Annotated in this window: 18 protein-coding genes; 11 read left to right on the top strand and 7 right to left on the bottom strand. The window is 66.7% G+C overall.

The genetic code is table 11. The features are described 5' to 3' along the window. Nucleotides 1-14: 14 nt before the first annotated feature. From dxs to AC07Z7_RS02640, 3 genes are all read right to left on the bottom strand, one after another. The gene (gene dxs / locus AC07Z7_RS02650; protein ID WP_494765229.1) at nucleotides 15-1,907 is read right to left on the bottom strand and encodes a 1-deoxy-D-xylulose-5-phosphate synthase; all 1,893 of its coding nucleotides are present in this window, start codon (nucleotides 1,905-1,907) and stop codon (nucleotides 15-17) included. A gap of 66 nt (nucleotides 1,908-1,973) precedes the next feature. Next, complete coding sequence (locus AC07Z7_RS02645) at nucleotides 1,974-2,894, bottom strand: polyprenyl synthetase family protein (RefSeq protein WP_494765228.1); 921 nt, start codon at nucleotides 2,892-2,894, stop codon at nucleotides 1,974-1,976. A 29-nt stretch (nucleotides 2,895-2,923) separates the two neighbouring features. Beyond that, the gene (locus AC07Z7_RS02640; protein WP_094288433.1) at nucleotides 2,924-3,166 is read right to left on the bottom strand and encodes an exodeoxyribonuclease VII small subunit; all 243 of its coding nucleotides are present in this window, start codon (nucleotides 3,164-3,166) and stop codon (nucleotides 2,924-2,926) included. 325 nt (nucleotides 3,167-3,491) lie between these two features. On the opposite strand from AC07Z7_RS02640, the gene AC07Z7_RS02635 reads away from it, so the two are divergent. The 5 genes from AC07Z7_RS02635 to flhC all read left to right on the top strand — a co-directional run bounded on the left by AC07Z7_RS02635 (nucleotide 3,492) and on the right by flhC (nucleotide 7,892). After that, nucleotides 3,492-4,646, top strand: a complete 1,155-nt coding sequence (locus AC07Z7_RS02635; RefSeq protein WP_494765227.1) for an aromatic ring-hydroxylating oxygenase subunit alpha — start codon at nucleotides 3,492-3,494, stop codon at nucleotides 4,644-4,646. 140 nt (nucleotides 4,647-4,786) lie between these two features. Beyond that, nucleotides 4,787-5,698, top strand: a complete 912-nt coding sequence (locus tag AC07Z7_RS02630) for a DMT family transporter (protein ID WP_094288429.1) — start codon at nucleotides 4,787-4,789, stop codon at nucleotides 5,696-5,698. A 74-nt stretch (nucleotides 5,699-5,772) separates the two neighbouring features. Then, a complete protein-coding gene (locus AC07Z7_RS02625; protein WP_494765226.1) occupies nucleotides 5,773-6,672 on the top strand; it encodes a sulfurtransferase in 900 nt (299 codons plus the stop codon). A 306-nt stretch (nucleotides 6,673-6,978) separates the two neighbouring features. Next, a complete protein-coding gene (flhD, locus tag AC07Z7_RS02620; RefSeq protein WP_008902803.1) occupies nucleotides 6,979-7,305 on the top strand; it encodes a flagellar transcriptional regulator FlhD in 327 nt (108 codons plus the stop codon). A 35-nt stretch (nucleotides 7,306-7,340) separates the two neighbouring features. After that, nucleotides 7,341-7,892, top strand: a complete 552-nt coding sequence (gene flhC, locus AC07Z7_RS02615) for a flagellar transcriptional regulator FlhC (protein ID WP_094288425.1) — start codon at nucleotides 7,341-7,343, stop codon at nucleotides 7,890-7,892. Nucleotides 7,893-8,026: 134 nt separating this feature from the next. Here the strand turns inward: flhC and AC07Z7_RS02610 are convergent, their stop codons facing one another. Both AC07Z7_RS02610 and AC07Z7_RS02605 read right to left on the bottom strand, forming a co-directional pair. After that, on the bottom strand, nucleotides 8,027-8,593 hold the full coding sequence (locus AC07Z7_RS02610) for a FlgO family outer membrane protein (RefSeq protein ID WP_494765225.1): 567 nt from the start codon (nucleotides 8,591-8,593) through the stop codon (nucleotides 8,027-8,029). Continuing rightward, a complete protein-coding gene (locus AC07Z7_RS02605) occupies nucleotides 8,590-9,327 on the bottom strand; it encodes a hypothetical protein (RefSeq protein ID WP_494765224.1) in 738 nt (245 codons plus the stop codon). The genes AC07Z7_RS02610 and AC07Z7_RS02605 overlap by 4 nt, the downstream gene beginning before the upstream one ends. 209 nt (nucleotides 9,328-9,536) lie before the next feature. Between AC07Z7_RS02605 and AC07Z7_RS02600 the strand changes: the two genes are divergently transcribed. Then, nucleotides 9,537-10,820: an AI-2E family transporter gene (locus tag AC07Z7_RS02600; RefSeq protein WP_494765223.1), complete on the top strand. Its 1,284-nt coding sequence runs from the start codon at nucleotides 9,537-9,539 to the stop codon at nucleotides 10,818-10,820. On the opposite strand, the gene AC07Z7_RS02595 is transcribed toward AC07Z7_RS02600, so the two are convergent. Together AC07Z7_RS02595 and ppc are read right to left on the bottom strand one after the other, a co-directional pair. Continuing rightward, nucleotides 10,789-12,567: an EAL domain-containing protein gene (locus tag AC07Z7_RS02595; RefSeq protein ID WP_494765222.1), complete on the bottom strand. Its 1,779-nt coding sequence runs from the start codon at nucleotides 12,565-12,567 to the stop codon at nucleotides 10,789-10,791. The two genes, AC07Z7_RS02600 and AC07Z7_RS02595, sit on opposite strands and share 32 nt — an antisense overlap. A gap of 189 nt (nucleotides 12,568-12,756) precedes the next feature. After that, the gene (gene ppc / locus AC07Z7_RS02590; RefSeq protein ID WP_494765221.1) at nucleotides 12,757-15,546 is read right to left on the bottom strand and encodes a phosphoenolpyruvate carboxylase; all 2,790 of its coding nucleotides are present in this window, start codon (nucleotides 15,544-15,546) and stop codon (nucleotides 12,757-12,759) included. A 131-nt stretch (nucleotides 15,547-15,677) separates the two neighbouring features. Here ppc and hemC point away from each other — a divergent pair, with 131 nt between their 5' ends. The 5 genes from hemC (at nucleotide 15,678) to AC07Z7_RS02565 (ending at nucleotide 20,794) form a co-directional block, all read left to right on the top strand. Continuing rightward, entirely contained in the window at nucleotides 15,678-16,616 is a 939-nt protein-coding gene (hemC, locus tag AC07Z7_RS02585; RefSeq protein WP_494765220.1) for a hydroxymethylbilane synthase, read from the top strand. 11 nt (nucleotides 16,617-16,627) lie between these two features. Then, nucleotides 16,628-17,434, top strand: a complete 807-nt coding sequence (locus tag AC07Z7_RS02580) for a uroporphyrinogen-III synthase (RefSeq protein ID WP_494765219.1) — start codon at nucleotides 16,628-16,630, stop codon at nucleotides 17,432-17,434. Further along, complete coding sequence (locus AC07Z7_RS02575) at nucleotides 17,431-18,567, top strand: uroporphyrinogen-III C-methyltransferase (protein WP_494765218.1); 1,137 nt, start codon at nucleotides 17,431-17,433, stop codon at nucleotides 18,565-18,567. The genes AC07Z7_RS02580 and AC07Z7_RS02575 overlap by 4 nt, the downstream gene beginning before the upstream one ends. A 12-nt stretch (nucleotides 18,568-18,579) precedes the next feature. Further along, a complete protein-coding gene (locus AC07Z7_RS02570; RefSeq protein WP_252660792.1) occupies nucleotides 18,580-19,857 on the top strand; it encodes a heme biosynthesis protein HemY in 1,278 nt (425 codons plus the stop codon). Between the two features lie 367 nt (nucleotides 19,858-20,224). Continuing rightward, on the top strand, nucleotides 20,225-20,794 hold the full coding sequence (locus AC07Z7_RS02565; RefSeq protein ID WP_494765217.1) for a cytochrome b: 570 nt from the start codon (nucleotides 20,225-20,227) through the stop codon (nucleotides 20,792-20,794). Nucleotides 20,795-20,830 lie beyond the last annotated feature (36 nt).

Here is a 20,830-nt window from a genome sequence, read left to right as displayed (position 1 = left end):
CCCGGCCAACGCGCTCAGGCGGCGTTATTGGACAGAAAACGCGCGGCAATCGATGCGCGGATGCCTGCGGCGTCGAGCCCTTGCAGGGCCAGCAGCTTGGCCGGGTCGCCGTGTTCGATGAACACGTCGGGCAGGCCCAGTTGCAGCACAGGGCGCACGATGCCCATGGTGTTGAGGGCTTCGGTCACGGCACTGCCTGCGCCGCCCTGGATCGCGCCTTCTTCCAACGTGACCAGCACATCGTGGCGCTCGGCGACCTCGCGCAGCAAGGCCTCGTCGATGGGCTTGGCCCAGCGCATGTTGACCACGGTGGCATCCAGCGACTCCGCCGCTTCCAATGCGGGGTACAGCAAGGTGCCAAACGACAGGATGGCGATGCGCGGCGCGTTGGCATCGGTGCCCTGGCGCTCGCGGCGGATCTCGCCCTTGCCGAACGGCAGCCCCTCCAGCCCCGCCAGCGGGGCCACACCTGCGCCGCTGCCACGCGGGTAGCGCACGGCCACGGGGTGGTTCTGCTCAAAGGCCGTGGTGAGCAGCTGACGGCATTCGCGCTCATCGGCCGGGCAGGCCATGCCCATGTTGGGGATGCAGCGCACAAACGGGATGTCGTACGCCCCTGCATGGGTGGCGCCGTCGGCACCCACCAGGCCCGCACGGTCGAGCGCAAACACCACGGGCAGGTTCTGCAGGGCCACATCGTGGATCAACTGGTCGTAGCCGCGCTGCAGGAAGGTGGAGTAGATCGCCACCACGGGCTTGACGCCCTCGCAGGCCATGCCCGCGGCAAAGGTCACGGCATGTTGCTCGGCAATACCCACGTCGTAGTAGCGCTCGGGGAAACGCTTTTCAAACTCGACCATGCCCGAGCCCTCGCGCATGGCAGGCGTGATGCCCACCAGGCGCTGGTCCTGCGCGGCCATGTCGCACAGCCACTGGCCAAACACCTGGGTAAAGGTCTGCTTGGGTGGCGTGGCGGGCTTGGTCAGGCCCACGCTGGGGTCGAACTTGCCGGGGCCGTGGTAGGCAATCGGGTCGGCCTCGGCCAGCTTGTAGCCCTGGCCTTTTTTGGTGACCACATGCAGGAACTGCGGGCCCTTGAGGCTCTTGATGTTTTCGAGCGTGGGGATCAGCGAATCGAGGTCATGCCCGTCGATGGGGCCGATGTAGTTGAAGCCGAATTTCTCGAACAGGGTGGCGGGCACCACCATGCCCTTGGCCTGCTGCTCGAAACGTTTGGCCAGCTCCAGCAGGGGCGGCACGGGCTTGAGCACGGTCTTGCCCACGTTCTTGGCGGCGGCGTAGAACTGGCCGCTCATGAGCTGGGCCAGGTAGCGGTTGAGCGCGCCCACGGGCGGGCTGATGCTCATGTCGTTGTCGTTGAGCACCACCAGCAGGTTGCAGTCGGCCACACCGGCGTTGTTCAGCGCTTCAAACGCCATGCCTGCCGTCATCGCGCCGTCGCCGATGATGGCCACGGCGTGGCGGTTTTCGCCCTTGCGCTTGGCGGCCAGTGCCATGCCCAGGGCCGCCGAGATGCTGGTGCTGGAATGCGCCGTGCCAAAAGTGTCGTAGATGCTTTCGGCGCGCTGCGGGAAGCCCGAGATGCCGCCCAACTGGCGCAGCGTGTGCATGCGGTCGCGGCGGCCGGTCAGGATCTTGTGCGGGTAGGTCTGGTGGCCCACATCCCACACCAGGCGGTCTTCGGGGGTGTTGAAGACATGGTGCAGGGCCACGGTCAGCTCCACCGTGCCCAGGTTGGAGCTGAGGTGCCCGCCGGTCTGGGAGACGCTGTGCAGCACAAACTCGCGCAGCTCGGCAGCCAGCGCCTTGAGGTCGGCGCGCGCGAGCTGGCGCAGGTCTGCCGGGTCGTTGATGGTCTGCAGCAGGGGGAAGGAGGTCGTGGACATTTACTATTCTTTTAATAGCTACTAACGCATGATGGACAGGCGGTAGAGGCCAATTTTGTTCAAATTCTAGTAAGAGCGGCGCACCACCATGTCGGCCAGCGCAGCCAGGGCACGGGTGTCCGGCAAGCCACTGCGCGCCAGGGCAGCGTGTGCGTCCTGCAGCAGTTCCTGCGCGTGGGCCTGGGCACGCTCCAGCCCCAGCAAAGAGACATAGGTGGGCTTGTCGGCGGCAGCATCCTTGCCCGCCGTCTTGCCCAGCGTGGCCGAATCGGCCACCACGTCCAGGATGTCATCCACCACCTGGAACGCAAGGCCCATGGCCGCGCCGTACTCCGACAGCGCCTGGTAGGCCGCCGGTGCCGCTTGGCCGCACACGGCGCCCATGAGCACACTGCCCTGCAGCAGCGCACCGGTCTTGAGCCGGTGCATCTGGCGCAGCTGGTCTTCGGTCAGCGCCACGCCCACGCTGGCCAGGTCAATCGCCTGGCCGCCCGCCATGCCGGCCGAGCCCGCTGCGCGCGCCAGCAGGCGGCACAGCGTGGCCTGCATGGCAACAGGCACGGGGCTGTCGTCGGGGGTGAGCAGCTCGAACGCGAAGGCCTGCAGCGCATCGCCCGCCAGCAGGGCCTGGGCTTCGCCAAACTGCACATGCACCGTGGGCTTGCCCCGGCGCAGCACGTCGTTGTCCATGCAGGGCATATCGTCGTGCACCAGGGAATAGGCATGGATCAGCTCCACCGCACACGCCGCGCGCAGGGCCGCCTCGCCCGACACCTCCGCAGCGGGGGTGCCGCTGCACACGGCCTCGTACGCGGCCAGCACCAGCAGCGGCCGCAGCCGCTTGCCGCCATCGAGCACGGCGTAGCGCATGGCATCGCCCAGCCCGGCAGGGGCACCATGACCCACCCACCCGGACAGGGCCCGCTCCACGCGGGCCAGGTGGTTGTGGCTCCAGGGGACCACATCAAACGGGGAAAGCTGACTCATCACTGCGTCTGAAGGCGCGGGCACTGCACTCATTCCTGGGTCCATGGTTGGAGCTGGCCATCGTCCAGCACCTTGATCTGGTCCTGCACCGCTTCCAGCCGCTGGCGGCAGAACGCCAACAGCGCCGCGCCACGCTGGTAGCCCGCCAGCATCTGGTCCAGCGGCAACTGGCCCGACTCGATGCGGGCCACAAGCTGCTCCAGCTCTTCCAGCGCCGCTTCGTAGCTGGCGGGTTCGGCGGGTGGTGCAGGGGTGGCAGGAGCCTTGGGCATGGGCAAAGCGGCAGAGCGCAGGTGAGAAAACCGGCCATTTTAGGCGCACCACCACGGCGCAGAGACCGGAGCCCGCCGAATGGACGCAGCGCCCCAGAACCCGCCCGGCAGCCGCCAAAGGCACAAGCCCACGCAGCGCCTGTTTGACCTGCGTCTAGAACAGTAATTTCAATACACGTAGGGGGGGTGCGGGAATAACCCCACCGCCTATAATCCCATTCCCGTCGAGCCGGCTACTCACCCTAGCCGGTTTCTTTTTTCTGGATGCGCCTTGGCGCACCTCCCGCACTTTCTCCCTGTGGGGAGTCTTTAGGTCAGGTCACCCATGTCTGATTTAAGTCTTCAACTGCAGCAGGCCGCAAGCCAACTACCAGTTTCAAGCTACTTTGACGATGCGCTGTTCCAGCGCGAGCTGGACACCATCTTCCAGCGCGGGCCCCGCTATGTGGGGCACCAGCTGAGCGTGCCGAATCCCGGCGACTATTACGCCCTGCCCCAGGAGGGCGAGGGCCGCGCGCTGGTGCGCAACGCCCAGGGCGGCATCGAGCTGGTCTCCAATGTCTGCCGCCATCGCCAGGCCGTGATGCTCAAGGGCAAGGGGTCGCTGCAGGGCCAGGGCAAGGGCCATGCGGGTGGCAACATCGTCTGCCCCCTGCACCGCTGGACGTACAGCCCCCAGGGCGAGTTGCTGGGCGCACCACACTTCGCGCACGACCCCTGCCTCAACCTGAACAACTACAAGCTGCGCGAGTGGAACGGCCTGCTGTTTGAAGACAACGGCTACGACGCGGCCGCCGACCTGGCCCAGATGGGCCCGCGCGCCGACCTGGACTTTGACGGCTACGTGCTCGACCACGTAGAGCTGCACGAGTGCAACTACAACTGGAAGACCTTCATCGAGGTCTATCTGGAGGACTACCACGTCGGACCCTTCCACCCGGGCCTGGGCAGCTTTGTGACCTGCGATGACCTGCGCTGGGAGTTTGGCAAGAATTACTCGGTGCAGACCGTGGGCGTAGCCAACCGCCTGGGCAAGGCGGGCAGCCCCGTGTACGAACGCTGGCACAAGGCGCTGCTGGACTACCGGAGCGGCAAACCCCCACAGTACGGCGCCATCTGGCTCACGCTGTACCCGCACATCATGGTGGAGTGGTACCCGCATGTGCTCACCGTGTCCACGCTGCACCCCGTCAGCCCCACCAAGACGCTGAACATGGTGGAGTTCTACTACCCCGAAGAGATAGCCGCCTTCGAGCGCGAATTCGTCGAGGCGCAGAAGGCCGCGTACATGGAAACCTGCATCGAGGACGACGAGATCGGCGAGCGCATGGACGCCGGCCGCAAGGCCTTGCTGGCCCGTGGCGACAACGAGGTGGGTCCCTACCAAAGCCCCATGGAAGACGGCATGCAGCACTTCCATGAGTGGTACCGCGAAGCCATGGGCAGTGACGCGCTGGACGCCAGCACCCCAAAGCGCTGAATACAGCGGCAAATCCCAGCCAATCCGCAGGCCCGCCGTGGTCTGCTCTCATTACAATAGCTGCCAGTGCTTAAAAATTAAGCGCCAGCAGCTATTTTCATTTCTGCGCCCCGTGGCGCACTTCAAGAGACCACAACCCGATGCAAGCCCTTTGGATGGTGTTGGCCGCGTTCCTGTTTGCCAGCATGGGGGTGTGCGTCAAGATCGCATCGGACTTCTTCAACTCGGCCGAACTGGTGTGCTACCGGGGCCTCATCGGCATGGCCATCCTGTGGCTGCTGGCGCGCTCGCAAAAGGTGACGCTGGCCACGCAATACCCCGGCATGCACGCCTGGCGCAGCCTGGTGGGCGTGACCTCGCTGGGGGCCTGGTTCTTTGCCATTGCCCACCTGCCCCTGGCCACGGCCATGACGCTCAACTACATGAGCAGCGTGTGGATCGCCGCCTTCCTGATTGGTGGCACGCTGCTGGCCTGGCGCCCCTCGCCCGCCACCCCCCGCCCGGCGCTACAGGGCCCGCTGGTGCTGACGGTGCTGGTTGGTTTTATTGGCGTGGTGCTGATGCTGCGCCCCAGCCTCGACCAGAACCAGGCCTTTGCCGGACTGATCGGGCTGATGTCCGGCCTGACCGCCGCGTTTGCCTACATGCAGGTGGTGGCGCTGTCGCGCATTGGCGAGCCGGAATCGCGCACTGTGTTCTATTTTGCGGTGGGCTCGGCGGTAGCGGGCGGTGGCGCCCTGCTGTTCACCGGCACTTCACCCTGGCCGGGCTGGCAGGCGCTGTGGCTGCTGCCCATCGGCATTCTGGCCGCCGCAGGCCAGCTGTGCATGACCAAGGCCTATGCCAGCGCCAAGACCCAGCGCGGCACGCTGGTGGTGGCCAACCTGCAGTATTCGGGCATCGTGTTTGCGGGCCTGTACAGCGTACTGCTGTTTGGCGACAAGATTCCCCCCATCGGCTGGATCGGCATGGCCCTCATCGTGGGCAGCGGCATTGTGGCCACCATCCTGCGGGCCCGCGCGGCACCCGGAGCCCCTGCCGAAGAACATTGATACAACGTGGCTGCACGAGGCTGCAAGCAGTTGGACACAATGGAGCCCGTTTTTCCTTCGCACTGGCACACACCATGACCTACACGACCCTCATCTCTGCCACCGAACTGCAGGCCCAGATCGACAGCGGCGCACCGCTGATGGTGTTTGACTGCAGCTTTGACCTGATGCAGGCCTCGGCTGGCGCCCAGCAGTACGGCGAGGCCCACATCCCGGGCGCGGTGTACGCCGATCTCAACAATCATCTGAGCGCCAAACATGGCCTGCCGGGTGCGGGCGGCACCGTCACCGCGCAGGAGGCCGACAAACCCGCATCCGGCGGTCGCCACCCGCTGCCCAGCCGCGAGCGCTTTGCGATGTGGCTGTCCAGCGTGGGCTTTGCCAACAACATGCAGGCCGTGGTGTACGACCGCCAGGGTGCCAACTACTGCGGGCGCCTGTGGTGGATGCTCAAGTGGGCGGGCCACGATGCCGTGGCCGTGCTTGATGGCGGACTGCAGGCCTGGCAAGCCGCTGGCGGCGCAGTCCACAGCGGCGAGGAGCCCTCGCACTTCCAGTCCCACTTCCAACTGGCTGAACCCCTGCGCCGACTAGCCACGGCCAGCGACGTGCTTGCACACCTGCAACAGCCCGGCCAGACCGTGATCGATGCCCGCGCTGGCGCCCGCTACCGGGGCGAAGTCGAGCCGCTGGACCCGGTGGCAGGCCATATTCCGGGCGCACTCAACCGCCCCTTTGCCGAGAACATCGGTGCCGATGGCCGGTTCAAGCCTGCTGCCGTGCTGCGCGCAGAGTTCGATGCCTTGCTGGCAGGCCGCAACCCCGCCACCGTGGTGCACCAGTGCGGCAGCGGCGTGAGCGCTGTGCCCAATCTGCTGGCGATGGAAGTGGCCGGCCTGGGCCCCACGGCACTGTTTGCCGGCAGCTGGAGCGAATGGTGCTCCGACCCCACACGCCCTGTCGAAAAGGGCTAAAGCGACCGCTCGGGTTGCAAAAGCGCAAAAAAGAGGGGTTTGCGGGTGCTATCAAAACCATGAGCAGAATCTGCCGGCCTGCGCCAACCTGTGCAGCAGGTGCGGCCCCATGAAAAGACAGTCGGCACCCGATCGGCATGTAAGGCAAATTCCTACAGGCGCCACTGCAAAACCAGACACGCAGCACAGCCAAACCCCGACTTAATTTCTGATTGGGGCGGTTTCACAATCCATTTCAACGGATCACGCAAAACCTGCAACCAGCAGGCAACGCAGGGTCCGGGAACTGGAACAAAGGAAGCCGCCATGACCAACGAACAACTCCTCGCCGAAATCCGCGAAGCCAACCTCACCTACCTGATGCTGGCCCAGACCCTGATTCGCCAGGACAAGGCAGAAGCCGTGTTCCGCTTGGGCATGAATGAAGAGTCTGCCGATATTCTCGCGTCGCTGTCTGCAGCGCAAGTGATGAAGCTGGCCTCCCGCAACACGCTGCTGTGCAGCTTCCGCGTGGACGACAACCTGGTGTGGAGCTTGCTGACCAACCACTCGGCCAAGAAGGTAGGCAACGAAGCCACCAACACGCTGCACGCCAACATTTTGATGGCCAGCCGTGTGTCGGAAGTGCTCTGAGCCCGAACCTTCTTCATCCAGCCTGAAAGCCCGCCATGTCCACCTCCGCCAAAGCCCCAGTCAAGAGCGTCTTGAACGAATCCAAGCAGATCGAACGCGCCGCCATGCTGATCCAGATGGGCGCCCGCATGCAGGTGCTCGAATCGGAGACCACGCTGTCTTATGAACGCCTGATCCGTCTCTACAAGGAGATCGCGGGCAAGTCGCCATCGAAGGGGCAGCTCCCGTTCTCGACCGACTGGTTCCTGACCTGGCAGGAAAATATCCACAGCTCGCTGTTCCTGAACATCTACGAATACCTGTCCAAGGGCGTGGACCTGGATTCGGTGGAGTTGCTGACCAAGGCCTACCGTCTCTACAACGAACAGGTCACCACCGCCGAGATCGAGCCTCTGCTGTCCTTCACCCGCGCCTGGCGCCTGGTCAAGTTTGTGGATGCGGGCATGCTGACCCGCACCAAGTGCGCACAATGCAGCGGCCAGTTTGTGACCGAGCTGTACGAGAACCGCCACTTCACCTGCGGCCTGTGCAACCCGCCAGCGCGCGCGGGCAAGAGCAAGACGGCGGGTGCGTTGATGTTGCATTGAATGGCAAGCACCTTTGGCTGACTAACGGCAAATAGGCGGATTGCGCGATGCGCAAGCAAAAGGCCCTCAAGCGGCCTTTTTGCTTGAAATCTACTTCCAGCCTTCACAGCACACCATGGTGTGCTGCGATGAGCCTACCGCCCAAACAGGAGTGCGCGCACGTTTTCGTCAATCGGCACGGCATAGTTGTGCGCCGCCACAACCAGGTTCCCGTCCGGCTTGACCAGCTTGATGCTGACGTACAGGACTGTGGCCGACACAGCATAGGTCCCCACCACCACCGCTTGCGCATCGTGCGCCCTGCTCACCTCGCGTAGTTCCCGCGACAGCAGCAACTCGCCTTGCTCGCGCTGCATCACAAGGTTTTCGCGCATCTTGAGTTCGGTGACAGGCAAACCTCTTTGCACAAGACGTCCGGCGATCTGCTCCGAAAAAATCCGGCCCATGCGAGAAGACTCCCCCAGCCGATCCACATTCACCAGCGTCGCGACCAGCACCGGGTGACGGGGGTCCAGCGACGCGTTCTGGAGCAGCATGTCTGCCGCGTGGTGATTCGCCGCGATGATGGACGTTCGGGGCATACCAGCCCCCCCCCCTCCCGAGCCGTTGTCACCGTAGTAGTAGCTGGCGCAACCCGACAGCGCAATTGCCGTCGCAGCTGCGGCAAACCCCAAGCCGCTTCGTGCCAAACGCCACATCATGGGCTCACCACCCGCCAGGTTTTGATCGAGGTAGGCACGGCTCCCTGCATGCGAGGTTCGGCAGGCAAAAACAGCAAAGCATCGTCATGCACCAGGGAGTACACATTCGATGTACCCCCCAAAAAACGCCCGCCGCTCTCCAGTGATGCAGTCACCAGCAGCTCGGACCGCGCCGGAACCCCCAAACGGGGATACACCACGGGTGTTTCGGGCTCTGCTGGGGCTTTGCGAATCTGCATTGCCGCCACGGCGGCCCCAAACGCGCTGCCAGAAGCCACCACCACATCGCCTTCTGCGCCAACTTTGCCGACCATTTTTTTGTCGCCTACGTCTTTCTCGTTGCCAGGTGGGTAGAAAGAGTTTGCACCATGGAAATGAACGCCATCGCGCGCCACACTCACCCCTGAGGCCAACGGTATCCAGTCCAACACACTCGATCCGGGTTGCATGTGTTGCACCACCTGCGTATCAACGACCAATTGCACCGCACCCGGCTCTGTGGTCACAGCAACTCCGCGATCTGCCAGCTTGTTCATCAACAGCCTGCGAAATGCCTGATTGAAGCGGGTGTCTGCTTTTGCCGAGACATAAATCGGATGCTCCCCCACAGGCCAATCGCGGACTTTTTCGGCAACGCGCACAGCAACATCGTCAGCAAGCACGTCCCAGTGGTGAACCGCCTGCAGTGTCTTCTGCCCCGATACCGCATGCCGCTCCGGCTGCGGCACATCCAACCCCGCACAGCCCGTGACTAGCAAAGCCAGCCCCCAAAGAGGCCACCAGGGCCTACGCCCCCAACGCGAAGGCATTGAGCGAAGATGATGAGATTGCATAGTCGCGATGCTATGCCCGTACGCTAGGCCCTATTGGTCAAAAAAAGCTGGATTTGCGCGACACTTCGCCGACCACACCCCACCCATTTCCGCCGCATCAGAACCTGCCCATGACAGCATCTCCCACCGAACCGCCTCATGCGCCCGCAGCGCCAACATCGCACAACCCTGACGCTCCCGGCTGTACACCGACGACTCCCGCCGCGGATCTGCCAGGCAACGATCCTCCTCTACCCGCCACATCGGGCACCCCGCTGCAGCACACGGCAGACACCCACACCCACCCACCTCCTCCCCTGACCCTCCACATGCCCGTGGACGTGCGCAATCTGTCGCTCGCCCTGCTGGCGCTGTTTGCGACGGTGGCGCTGCTGCACTGGGCCAGCGCGGTGTTCATTCCGATCATGCTCAGCCTGCTGCTGACCACCGCGCTGCGGCCGGCAGTGGACATCTTGTACCGCTGGCACATCCCGCGCTGGCTGGGGGCGGGCGCGCTGCTGATCGCCATGGTCTCGGGGCTGGCCAGCGCCGCCTGGTCGCTCAGCGACGGTGCCGCGCAGCTGGTGGACTCGTTGCCCGTGGCCGCGAAGAAGGTACGCGACAACCTCAAGGCCCGTGCCGGGGGCAGCAGCCCGCTGGACACCATGCAGAAGGCGGCCACGCAGCTTGAACAGGCGGCCAACGAGAGCAGCGCCACGGCCGCGCCACGCCGGGGGGTGCAACGGGTCATTGTCGAGCGGCCGCCCTTCAACATCCGCGACTACCTCTGGAGTGGCACCGTAGGGCTGATGTCGGCCCTGGGGCAGCTCATGGTGGTCGTCTTCCTGACCTTCTTCGCCCTGGCTTCGGGCAACCTGCTGCGCGACAAGCTGCTGCGCATCGCGGGCACCAGCCTGGAGAGGCGCAAGATCACCACCCATGTCCTCGATGACATCACCCGCCAGATCCAGCACTATCTGCTGCTGCAGGTGTTCACCAGCGTGCTGGTGGGCGTGGCTACCGGCCTGGCGTACTGGGCATTGGGCCTGCAAAACGCGGCGGTATGGGGCGTGGCAGCCGGGGTGCTCAACCTCGCGCCCTACATCGGCTCGGCCCTGGTCACAGGGGCATCGGCGCTGGTGGCTTTCCTGCAGTTCGGCACGCTCGACATGGCCCTGGCCGTTGGTGGTGCATCGCTGGTGATCCACACCATCGTCGGCAATCTGCTCACACCTTGGCTCACCAGCCGAGCCAGCAGCATGAGCCCCGTGGCCGTTTTCGTGAGCGTGCTGGCCTGGGGCTGGCTCTGGGGCCTGTGGGGGCTGCTATTGGGCATCCCGGTGATGATGGCCGTGAAAGCGGTGTGCGACCGCGTGGAAGACCTCAAGCCGGTGGGCGAACTGCTGGGGCAGTAGGCACGACGGGTGCCACCTTGCCTGCAACCCCCTGCGCGCACTGCTGCACAAACGCGGGCAGGTCGTCTGCCGCCAGGGCGCGGCTGTAATACCAGCCCTGCACGCGCAGGTCGATGGAGGCGGGCAGCACCTGCAGCTGTTCATCGGTCTCCACGCCCTCCACCACCATGCCCAGCCCCAGGCTCTGGCAAAAATGCAGCAGGCCCTCCAGCACGCGCGCGCCCTGCGGGGCCGTGCTGGTCACCACAAAACTGCGGTCGATCTTGATGGTGTCCACAGCAAAGGCGTGCAGATAACTCAGTGACGAGTACCCGGTGCCAAAGTCGTCGATGGACACCTTGGCGCCCACGGCATGCACCCGGGCAATGGCGTCGCGCATCTGCGCCACATCGGCCGCCAGGGCGTCTTCCGTGATCTCGATGCTGATGCACCCCGCCGCAGGCGCGATCAAGGCCACCAGGCGCTGGCAATGGGCGGGCGACATGAGGGTGGGCCCCGTGACGTTGATGGAAATCGGCAGCTCAAAGCCCGCATTGCGCCAGCGCCGGTACTGCCGCAGCGCCGCAGCCGCCACCCACAGGTCCACTTCCTTCATCAGTCCCGCCTCGGACAACCAGGCAAGAAACGCCCCTGGCGACTGGATCCGCCCCTGCGAATCGCGGGCGCGCAGCAACGCCTCGCACCCCACACACAGGCCCGTGCGCGGCGACACCTGCGGCTGGTACTCCAGGAAGAACTCATAGTCCCCCATGCGGCGCACCCGGGCCACCAGGTCCTCCCTGCGGGCCTGGCCCTGCTGTGCCACCACGATGGGGTCGTGGGCGTAGAGGCTCCCCTCCTCCTGCAGCCGCGTGAACGTGGTGTCCAGCCCGGGCAGGTGCACGGTGGTGGCATGGTGGCGCTCGAGCGCACGCACAGCCGGTGCATAGATACAGGCCCCGAGCAGCACCAGGGCCAGTTGCAAGGCCACAGCGGACCAGGCCCCCTGGGTGCTGACATAGGCATTGAACACCACCGGGGCGTTCAGGGGCATGGGCACGGTGGCCATGGGCACCCAGCCCGCTTGTACGGCCGCCAGCGCCAGGCAGGCGTTGACCGCAGGTACCAGGATGAAAGGAACAAGCAGGCGCGGGTTCAGGATCAACGGGATGCCGAACAGCAGCAGCTCGTTCACATTCAGCAAGGCCATGGGCAGGCTGGCCACCGCCAACAGGCGCAGCCCCGGGCTGCGCACCCGCCACAGCACGGCCACCACGAGCGACAAGGTGCCACCCGCGCCCCCGATAAAGGCAAACGCCCCCAGCAACCCTGCGTTCAGCGGGTACTGGGGCACCTGGTCGGTCAGCAGCTCGATGGCGTTCCAGCCCACCGCCTGCTCCAGCACCTGGAACAACGGCTGCAGCGCGTGGTATCCATGGATGCCAAAGAACCACAGCAGCGAGTTCATGCCGGTGAGCACGACGGCGTTGAAGTAGGGCCGGTCGGGATCGACCATGTCCATGGGCAGGCTCCACTGCGCCAGGCCCGACCACTGCTGCAACAGCGCCAGCATGTCGCCCACCGCAGGCGGCAGCCCCAGCACACCGGCCACCACCGACAGCACGAGGAACACGGCAGACACCATGAGGCAGGGCAACACCCACAGCAGCCCCTCGCGGATGGCCCGCATCGAATCGGCGCGCGCCACGGCTTCCAGCCGGTGCGACAGCAACACCCTCCAGGCCGCCAGATCCCTGCCCAAAGCCATGCCTCCCGGCCCGTTAGCGACGAGCCACCACCATGACAACGCACCGCAGGGCCGCGCCACCACAGTGGATACCCCGCGCCGGTAGCCGGGGCCTGCTGCCAAGCCCCGGCCAAGGGCACTACAGCGCCCCGGTGGCCATGCTAGCGCGCGCTGGCGCTGGTGGCAAAACGGATGAAAAAGCGCGGGCGATCAACCCGTATTGCGCAGCCCGGCCGCAATCCCGTTGATGGAGATGTGGATACCCGTCTGCACCCGCTCGTCGCCCTGCCCGGCGCGCCAGCGGCGCACCAGCTCCACCTGCAAGTGGTGCAGCGGGTCGATGTACGGGAAACGGTGCTTGATGGAGCGCGCCAGCGCCGTGTTGTGTGTCAGGCGCTGCTTGTCGCCGGTGATGCGGGTCAGCGCCTCGGCCGTGCGTTGCCACTCGGCCTCGATGGCGGTGAACACCTTCTTGCGCAGGCGCGCGTCCGTCACGAGTTCGCTGTAACGCGAGGCCAGGGCCAGGTCGCTCTTGGCCAGCACCATGTCCATGTTGGACAGCAGGGTGCGGAAGAAGGGCCACTGGCGGTACATCTTCTGCAGCAGGGCCAGCTGGGCCTTGGGGTCCTTGCCTTCGGTGTTGATGAAGGCCTCCACCGCCGAGCCAAAGCCGAACCAGCCCGGCAGTGTGAGGCGGCACTGGCCCCAGCTGAAGCCCCAGGGGATGGCGCGCAGGTCTTCGATCTTCTGGCTGGCCTTGCGGCTGGCGGGACGCGAGCCGATGTTGAGCTCGGCAATCTCGCGGATGGGCGTGGAGTTGAAGAAGTAGTCGGTAAAGCCCGGGGTCTCGTACACCAGCGCACGGTAGCTGCCCATGCTGGCCAGCGAGAGCTGCGCAGCAGCATCCAGAAACGCCTTGGTCGCAGGCTTGGTGGGCTGCAGCAGCGTGGCTTCGAGCGTGGCAGCCACCAGGGTTTCGAGGTTGCGGCGGCCGATTTCGGGGTTGGCGTATTTCGATGCAATCACCTCGCCCTGCTCCGTCAAGCGGATCTGCCCGCGCACGGTGCCGGGGGGCTGCGCCAGGATGGCCTGGTAGCTGGGGCCGCCGCCCCGGCCCACGGTGCCGCCGCGGCCGTGGAACATGCGCAGCTGAATGCCGTGGCTGGTGGCGAGTTCGTCGAAGAGTTCGACGAGGGCGATCTCGGCGCGGTACAGCTCCCAGTTGCTGGTAAAGATGCCGCCATCCTTGTTGCTGTCGCTGTAGCCGAGCATGATGTCCTGCTCGCCACCGCTGCGCTGCACCAGGGCCGCCACGCCGGGCAGGCTGTAGAACTCGCGCATGATGGGCGCGGCGTTGCGAAGGTCTTCGATGGTTTCGAACAGCGGCACCACGATGAGGTGGTTCTTGGATTCGGCATCGAGCGTGCCGCTCATCAGGCCCACTTCCTTTTGAAGCAGCAGCACTTCCAGCAAATCGCTCACCGTTTCGGTGTGGCTGATGATGTAGTGGCGGATGGCCTCATGGCCGAAGCGCTCGCGCATCACGCGGGCAGTTTCGAAAATGGCAAGCTCACCCTGCGTGTGGGCCGAGTACTCGGCGCCCACCACGCGCAACGGGCGCGCGTCGTTGAGCAACTTGATCAGCAGCGCACGCTTGGCGGCTTCCTGCAGGCCCGCATAGTTTGGCTCGATGCGCGCCTTGGCCAGCAGCTCGGCCACCACCTCCTCGTGTTTGTCGGAGCTTTGGCGCAGGTCCACCGTCGCCAGGTGGAAGCCAAACACCTGCACGGCGCGGATCAGCGGGTGCAGGCGCTCTGCGGCCAGGGCCTGGCCATGGTGCGACTGCAGCGATGCTTCGATCACCCGCAGGTCGGCCAGGAACTCTTCGGCGCTGGCGTAGGCGTTTTGTGGCGCCACGGCATGGCGCGCGGCCTCGCCACCGGTCAGATCCTTGAGGGACGCAGCCAGGCGCGCATAGATGCCCGTGAGTGCGCGGCGGTACGGCTCGTCCACGCGGTGTTCGTTGGTGTCGGGCGAGCGCTGGGCCAGGGCCTCCATCTCGGCCGACACCTGCACCAGGCGGGCGGACAGTGACAGCTCGCCGCCCAGGTAGTGCACCTCGGTCAGGTAGTGGCGCAGGGCCACCTCGGCCTGTCGGCTCAGCGCGTATTGCAGGGTCTGCGCGGTGACGTTGGGGTTGCCGTCACGGTCGCCGCCAATCCACTGGCCCATGCGCAAGAAGCTGTGCACGGGGTACTGGCCGAGTTCGCTTTCGAGGTCGGCGTAGATCTTGGGGATCTCGCGCAGGAAGGTCGCTTCGTAATACGACAGCGCGTTCTCGATCTCGTCGGCCACGGTGAGCTTGCTGTAACGCAGCAAGCGCGTTTGCCACAGCTGGGCCACGCGGGCGCGCAGCAGGGCTTCGTTGGCAGCCAGTTCGCGCGGGGTGAGCGCGTCCTTGGCACTGTTGTAGAGCTGCGCGCGCACCTGGATGTCATCGCGCGTGGCCAGCAACTGAGCGATGTCGCGCTCGGCGTCCAGAATGCTCTTGCGCTGCACTTCGGTGGGGTGGGCGGTGAGCACCGGCGCCACGTAACTGCCCGCCAGGGTTTGCGAAATCGTCTTCGGTGCGATGCCCGCCCAGCGCAGGCGCGAGAGGGCGACCTCGATGCTGCCCTCCTGCGTGTCGCCCGCGCGCTCGTGCACTGCGCGGCGGCGGATGTGGTGGCGGTCTTCAGCCAGGTTGGCCAGATGGCTGAAGTAGGTGAAGGCGCGGATCACGCTCACCGTCTGGTCGCCCGACAGGGACTTGAGCAGCTTCTTGAGCGCGCGGTCGGCCTCCTGATCGGCGTCGCGGCGAAAAGCGACGGAGAGCTTGCGCACCTGCTCCACCAGCTCATACGCGGCCACGCCCTCCTGTTCTCGGATCACGTCGCCCAGAATGCGCCCGAGCAGGCGGATGTCGTCGATCAGGGGCTGGTCCTTGTCGGATCGTTTCATGGTGCGTGAGTCTCCGGAGGTGGGTGGTGGCCGGGAGCCGCCTGCCCCCGTGTCCCCCGGGGTGCACCAGCCCCAGTGCGGGCGCATGCTAGCATCGCCCGCCCCTGAAAGATTACAAACAGGTTACGAACTTGAGCCTCCAGAACGCCCCTCTTTCCATCGTGATCGCCACGCGCGAGAGCCGCCTGGCGCTGTGGCAGGCCGAGCTTGTGCAGGCCCTGTTGCGCGCGCGCGGCCACCAGGTGGAGCTGCTCGGCATGACCACCAAGGGCGACCAGATCCTGGACCGCTCGCTGTCCAAGGTGGGCGGCAAAGGCCTGTTTGTGAAAGAGCTGGAGGTGGCGCTGGAAGAAGGGCGCGCGCACATTGCCGTGCATTCGCTCAAGGACGTGCCCATGGAACTGCCCGAGGGGTTTGCCCTGGCCTGCGTGATGGAGCGCGAAGACCCGCGCGATGCGTTTGTCTCCCCCCACTACCCCAACATCGATGCCCTGCCCCAGGGTGCAGTGGTCGGCACATCGAGCCTGCGCCGCCAGGTGCTGCTGCAGGCCCTGCGGCCCGACCTGAAGATTGAGCCGCTGCGCGGCAACCTCGACACCCGCCTGCGCAAGCTGGACGAAGGCCAGTACGACGCCATCGTGCTGGCAGCTGCGGGCCTGAAGCGCCTGGGCCTGGAATCGCGCATCCGCGCCACCTTCGCGCCCGCCGCCATGTTGCCCGCCGCAGGCCAGGGTGCCCTGGGCATTGAAGTGCGGAGCGACCGGCAAGACCTCATCGACGCACTGGCGCCGCTGGCCCACCAGCCCACCTGGCTCACCGTGGCCGCCGAACGCGCCGTGAGCCGCGCCATGGGCGGCAGCTGCTCGATGCCGCTGGCCGCGCACGGCACCTTCACGGGTGGCGTGCTGCAGCTCGACGCCGCCTGGGGCGACGTGGATGCGCAGGCCCCCCTGGTGCGCGCAGCGGCCAGCGCCCCCGTCACCACGCTGGCGCAGGCCGAAGCGCTGGGCGACGCTATTGCACAGCGCCTGCGTGCCGGTGGCGCGCGGGGCGCCGAACCCCTGAATTGATCGGCCCAGCCATGCCCCGGGTGATCGTCACGCGGCCCGCCCGCGAGGCTGCGCACTGGGTCGGGCTGCTGGCGGCACGCGGCATCCCGGCCGTGGCCCTGCCGCTGATTGACATCGGGCCATGCACCGACACGGCAGCGCAGCAGGCGCTGGCCCAGGCCCACGCCCGGCTGGCGCAGTACCGGGCGCTGATGTTTGTCAGTGGCAATGCGGTGGTTCATTTTTTTGAGCAAGAACCGGCCTCTGCGCGCGACCCTCTTGCCCCAAAAGCTATAAAAATGAGAGCATGGGCACCCGGCCCCGGCACGGCGCGTGCGCTGGAGCAGGCCGGGGTGCCACCGGGCCACATCGACGGCCCGGCGCCCGACGCCCCGCAGTTCGACTCGGAGGCGCTGTGGCAGCAGGTGGCCGCGCAAATCCGGCCTGGCGACCGGGTGCTCATCGTGCGTGGGCGCTCGGGGGGCGTGAACGACACCGCCCAGGGCAGCGGCCGCGACTGGCTGGCACGGCAGATCGAGGCCGCAGGCGGCCTGGTGGATTTTGTGGTGGCATACCAACGCGGCGCGCCCCGGCTGGCCCCCGCCGAGGTGGCGCTGGCGCAACAGGCGGCGCAGGACGGATCGGTCTGGCTGCTGAGCAGCTCCGAAGCCGTGGCCCACCTGTCAGAGGCGCTGCCCGGTCAGCACTGGGGCGCAGCGCGTGCGCTGGCCACCCACCCGCGCATTGCAGAAGCGGCGCGTGCAGCGGGCTTTGGCACCGTGGGGGAATGCCGTCCGGCGCTGGAAGACGTGGTGGCCTCGATAGAATCGGCCGCATGAGTTCCGCGCCGCCCAACGACCTGCCTCCAGCCCCCACCGCCGCCCCTGTGGCCGCACCCGTGGGCGCGCCTGCAGCAGGCCCTGCACCTGTGGCTCCGGCCGCCGTGGCGCCCACACCGGGCCGGGGTGGTGCCGTTACCCTGCTGCTGGGCGCCGTGGCCGCTGCCGCGCTGGTCAGCAGCGGCATGCTGTGGCAAAAGCTCAGCGCCATCCAGGAACAGCTCGCCCGGCAGACTGCCGACTCGGGCGCGCAGGCCATCGAGGCCCGCACCATGGCCCGCCAGGCCGAAGAACTGGTGCGCGAGACCGCCGCCCGCCTGTCGGTGGCCGAAGCCCGGGTGAGCGAAGTGGCGCTGCAGCGCAGCCAGCTCGAAGAATTGATGCAAAGCCTGTCGCGCTCGCGCGACGAAAACCTGGTGGTGGACATCGAATCCGCCATCCGCCTGGCCCAGCAACAGGCCCAGCTCACCGGCAGCCTGGAGCCGCTGGTGGCGGCCCTCAAAAGCGCCAACCAGCGCATTGAACGCGCCGCCCAGCCCCGCCTGGCGCCCGTGCAGCGCGCCATCGGCCGCGACCTGGACCGCCTGACCCGCGCCACCGTGACCGACACCGCTGGCCTGCTGGGCCGGCTGGACGATCTGGTGCGCCAGGTGGACGAGCTGCCCGTGCTCAACGCCGTGGCCCAGGCGGCATCCACCAAACGCCTGTCCACCGGCCCCAGCGCCCCTGGCAGCGCCCCCGCACCCACCGAAGGCCTGGCCTGGTGGCAGGCGGCCCTGCAACGCAGCTGGGAAGTGGTGCGCGACGAGGCCCGGGGCCTGGTGCGCGTGAGCCGCATCGACCAGCCCGAGGCCATCCTGCTGGCGCCCGAGCAGACCTTTTTTCTGCGTGAGAACCTCAAGCTCAAGCTGCTCAACGCGCGCCTGGCCGTGCTGGCACGCCAGTTCGACTCGGCCCGCGCCGACCTGGGCGCCGCCACGGTCGCGCTCAACAAATACTTTGACCCGGCCGTACGGCGCACCCAGATCGCGGCCAGCACGCTGCAGACGGCCCAGGCCAGCCTGAAGGCGGCCGAGCAGCCCCGCCTGGACGAAACCCTGTCTGCGCTGGCCACGGCCGCTGCAGGCCGGTAAAGGGCTGTACGCATGCGCGCTGCACTCTGGCTCCTGGCGTTGTTTGGCGTGGCCGTGGCCACGGCTTTGTTTGCGGGCAACAACCAGGGCACCATCACCCTGTACTGGCCACCGTACCGCATCGACCTGTCGCTCAACATGGTGTTGCTGCTGCTGGTGGGCGGGTTTGTCACCCTGTATGCGGCCCTGCGCGCACTGGCTGCGCTGCTCGAACTGCCCCACCAGGCCCGCCGCTGGCGCGTGCAGCAGAAGGAGCGTGCCATGCACGCGGCCTTGCTCGACGCGCTCACCCACATGCTGGGGGGCCGCTTCATCCGCTCGCGCAAGGCGGCCGTGGCAGCGCTGTCGCAGGAACACGCCCTGGAGGCCAGCGGCGAGGCCGTACCCCATGGCAAACAGCTGCGCGCCCTGGCCCACATGATTGCGGCCGAGGCATCGCATGCGCTGCAAGACCGCGCTACCCGCGAAAGCCACCTGCAGGATGCCCTGCAGGAGGCCCCGATGCGCGGCACGGTGAACGAACAGGAAATGCACGAAGGCGCCCAGATGCGCGCCGCCCGCTGGTCGCTGGACGACCGCGATGCCAGCGCCGCCCTGGAACGCCTGGCCGCCCTGCCCCAGGGCGCAGCCCGCCGCACGCTGGCCCTGCGCATCAGGCTGAAGGCCACGCGCCTGGACCGCCAGACCCAGGAGGCGCTGGACACCGCCCGCCTGCTGGGCAAACACCGCGCCTTCTCGCCCGCCGCAGCGCAGAGCATCGTGCGGGGCCTGGCCACCGAACTCATCAACAGCGCCCACGACACGGCCCAGCTGCAGCAGATCTGGCAGTCGCTGGAAACGGCCGAGCGCAACATGCCTGAGCTGGCCATCCATGCCGCGCAGCGCCTGGCCGCCCTGGGCGGCGAGGCCACCCAGGTGCGTGCCTGGCTGCTGCCGGTGTGGGAGCGCATGGTGGACCTGCCCGATGCCCTGGCCGACCACCACGCGCTGAAGCTGGTGCGTGCACTCGAAGCCGGGCTGGACGAACTCGACGGCCCCTGGCTGGCCCGCATCGAATCGGCCCACCAGGCCAACCCGCGCGACGCGCGCCTGCAGTACCTGGCGGGCATGGCCTGCCTCAAGCGCCAGCTGTGGGGCAAGGCACAGCAGCTGCTGACCCAGGCAGCGCAGCAACTGGCCGACCCCCACCTGCGCACCAGCGCCTGGCGCCGCCTGGCCGAACTGGCCGAGCAGCGCGGCGACGACAGCGCTGCTGCCAGCGCCTGGAAACAGGCCGCGCTGAACCGCTGAACCGCTGAACCGCTGGGCCAGAGCGGCTTGGCGATAGCTGCCCAGCCGATACATCGCCTGCCGCCCCCCACCACCCCCTGGTGGGCCCGGTGTACGCCACCGGCACCACTCCCCCGCCGCAGCCCCCCCGCCATACAGGGCTGGCTCCGGCACGCCTGACATCGCCCCACCGGCCGATGCACAGGCAAAAAAAGCGCAAAGCATTGGGGAACTTTGATTGCTAAGCCCCCCCCAATTCATTTTTTTTGAAATGAAGCGTCAATCTGCCTGAAGCCGAACCCGGCAGGCGCTTCCTACACTGCCTCCACGCCTGCATGCCCCAGGGCTGCCAGCGACCAGGCCCCGCCCTTCACTGCCCACGCTTTTGATGACCACTTCTGCCACCCCCACGGCCACCGCCCCGCGCCGCTACACACGCACCGCCATGCTGCTGCACTGGGTGCTGGGATTTGCACTGATCGGCCTGTTTGGCGTGGGCATCTACATGACGGGCCTGCCCTTCTCGCCGCAGCGGCTCAAGCTCTACAACTGGCACAAGTGGGCGGGGGTCACCATCCTCGTGCTGTCGGCGCTGCGCCTGCTGTGGCGCGCCACCCACCGCCCACCCGCGTTGCCCCCGGCCATGGCAGACGCCATGCCCGGCTGGCAAAAGCTGGCCCACCACGGCACCCATGGGCTGCTCTACACCCTGTTTTTCGCCGTGCCCCTGATCGGCTGGGCCTACAGCTCGGCAGCCGGGTTCCCCATCGTGTTCCTGGGCCTGTGGCAACTGCCCGACTTTGTGCCCGTGAGCAAGGAACTGGCCGAGGCCATCAAGCCCTGGCACCAGATCACCGCGTTTGCGATGGCGGGCCTGGTGGTGCTGCATGTGGCGGCAGCGCTCAAGCACCACTTCATCGATCGTGACGGCCTGCTTGCGCGCATGCGGCCCTGGTAGACGCCCCACCTCGGCCGGGCCACGCCTTCTCTTTGC

The organism is Acidovorax sp. GW101-11A03 (assembly GCF_059424825.1).
This window is presented reverse-complemented; position numbering and strand designations above follow the sequence as displayed.

Excerpts from the sequence above, each read along its gene's own strand:
- dxs (WP_494765229.1), bottom strand. The coding sequence starts at position 1,907 with ATGTCCACGACCTCCTTCCCCCTGCTGCAGACCATCAACGACCCGGCA.
- AC07Z7_RS02645 (WP_494765228.1), bottom strand. The coding sequence starts at position 2,894 with ATGAGTCAGCTTTCCCCGTTTGATGTGGTCCCCTGGAGCCACAACCAC.
- AC07Z7_RS02640 (WP_094288433.1), bottom strand. The coding sequence starts at position 3,166 with ATGCCCAAGGCTCCTGCCACCCCTGCACCACCCGCCGAACCCGCCAGC.
- AC07Z7_RS02635 (WP_494765227.1), top strand. The coding sequence starts at position 3,492 with ATGTCTGATTTAAGTCTTCAACTGCAGCAGGCCGCAAGCCAACTACCA.
- AC07Z7_RS02630 (WP_094288429.1), top strand. The coding sequence starts at position 4,787 with ATGCAAGCCCTTTGGATGGTGTTGGCCGCGTTCCTGTTTGCCAGCATG.
- AC07Z7_RS02625 (WP_494765226.1), top strand. The coding sequence starts at position 5,773 with ATGACCTACACGACCCTCATCTCTGCCACCGAACTGCAGGCCCAGATC.
- flhD (WP_008902803.1), top strand. The coding sequence starts at position 6,979 with ATGACCAACGAACAACTCCTCGCCGAAATCCGCGAAGCCAACCTCACC.
- flhC (WP_094288425.1), top strand. The coding sequence starts at position 7,341 with ATGTCCACCTCCGCCAAAGCCCCAGTCAAGAGCGTCTTGAACGAATCC.
- AC07Z7_RS02610 (WP_494765225.1), bottom strand. The coding sequence starts at position 8,593 with ATGATGTGGCGTTTGGCACGAAGCGGCTTGGGGTTTGCCGCAGCTGCG.
- AC07Z7_RS02600 (WP_494765223.1), top strand. The coding sequence starts at position 9,537 with ATGACAGCATCTCCCACCGAACCGCCTCATGCGCCCGCAGCGCCAACA.
- AC07Z7_RS02595 (WP_494765222.1), bottom strand. The coding sequence starts at position 12,567 with ATGGCTTTGGGCAGGGATCTGGCGGCCTGGAGGGTGTTGCTGTCGCAC.
- ppc (WP_494765221.1), bottom strand. The coding sequence starts at position 15,546 with ATGAAACGATCCGACAAGGACCAGCCCCTGATCGACGACATCCGCCTG.
- AC07Z7_RS02580 (WP_494765219.1), top strand. The coding sequence starts at position 16,628 with ATGCCCCGGGTGATCGTCACGCGGCCCGCCCGCGAGGCTGCGCACTGG.
- AC07Z7_RS02575 (WP_494765218.1), top strand. The coding sequence starts at position 17,431 with ATGAGTTCCGCGCCGCCCAACGACCTGCCTCCAGCCCCCACCGCCGCC.
- AC07Z7_RS02570 (WP_252660792.1), top strand. The coding sequence starts at position 18,580 with ATGCGCGCTGCACTCTGGCTCCTGGCGTTGTTTGGCGTGGCCGTGGCC.
- AC07Z7_RS02565 (WP_494765217.1), top strand. The coding sequence starts at position 20,225 with ATGACCACTTCTGCCACCCCCACGGCCACCGCCCCGCGCCGCTACACA.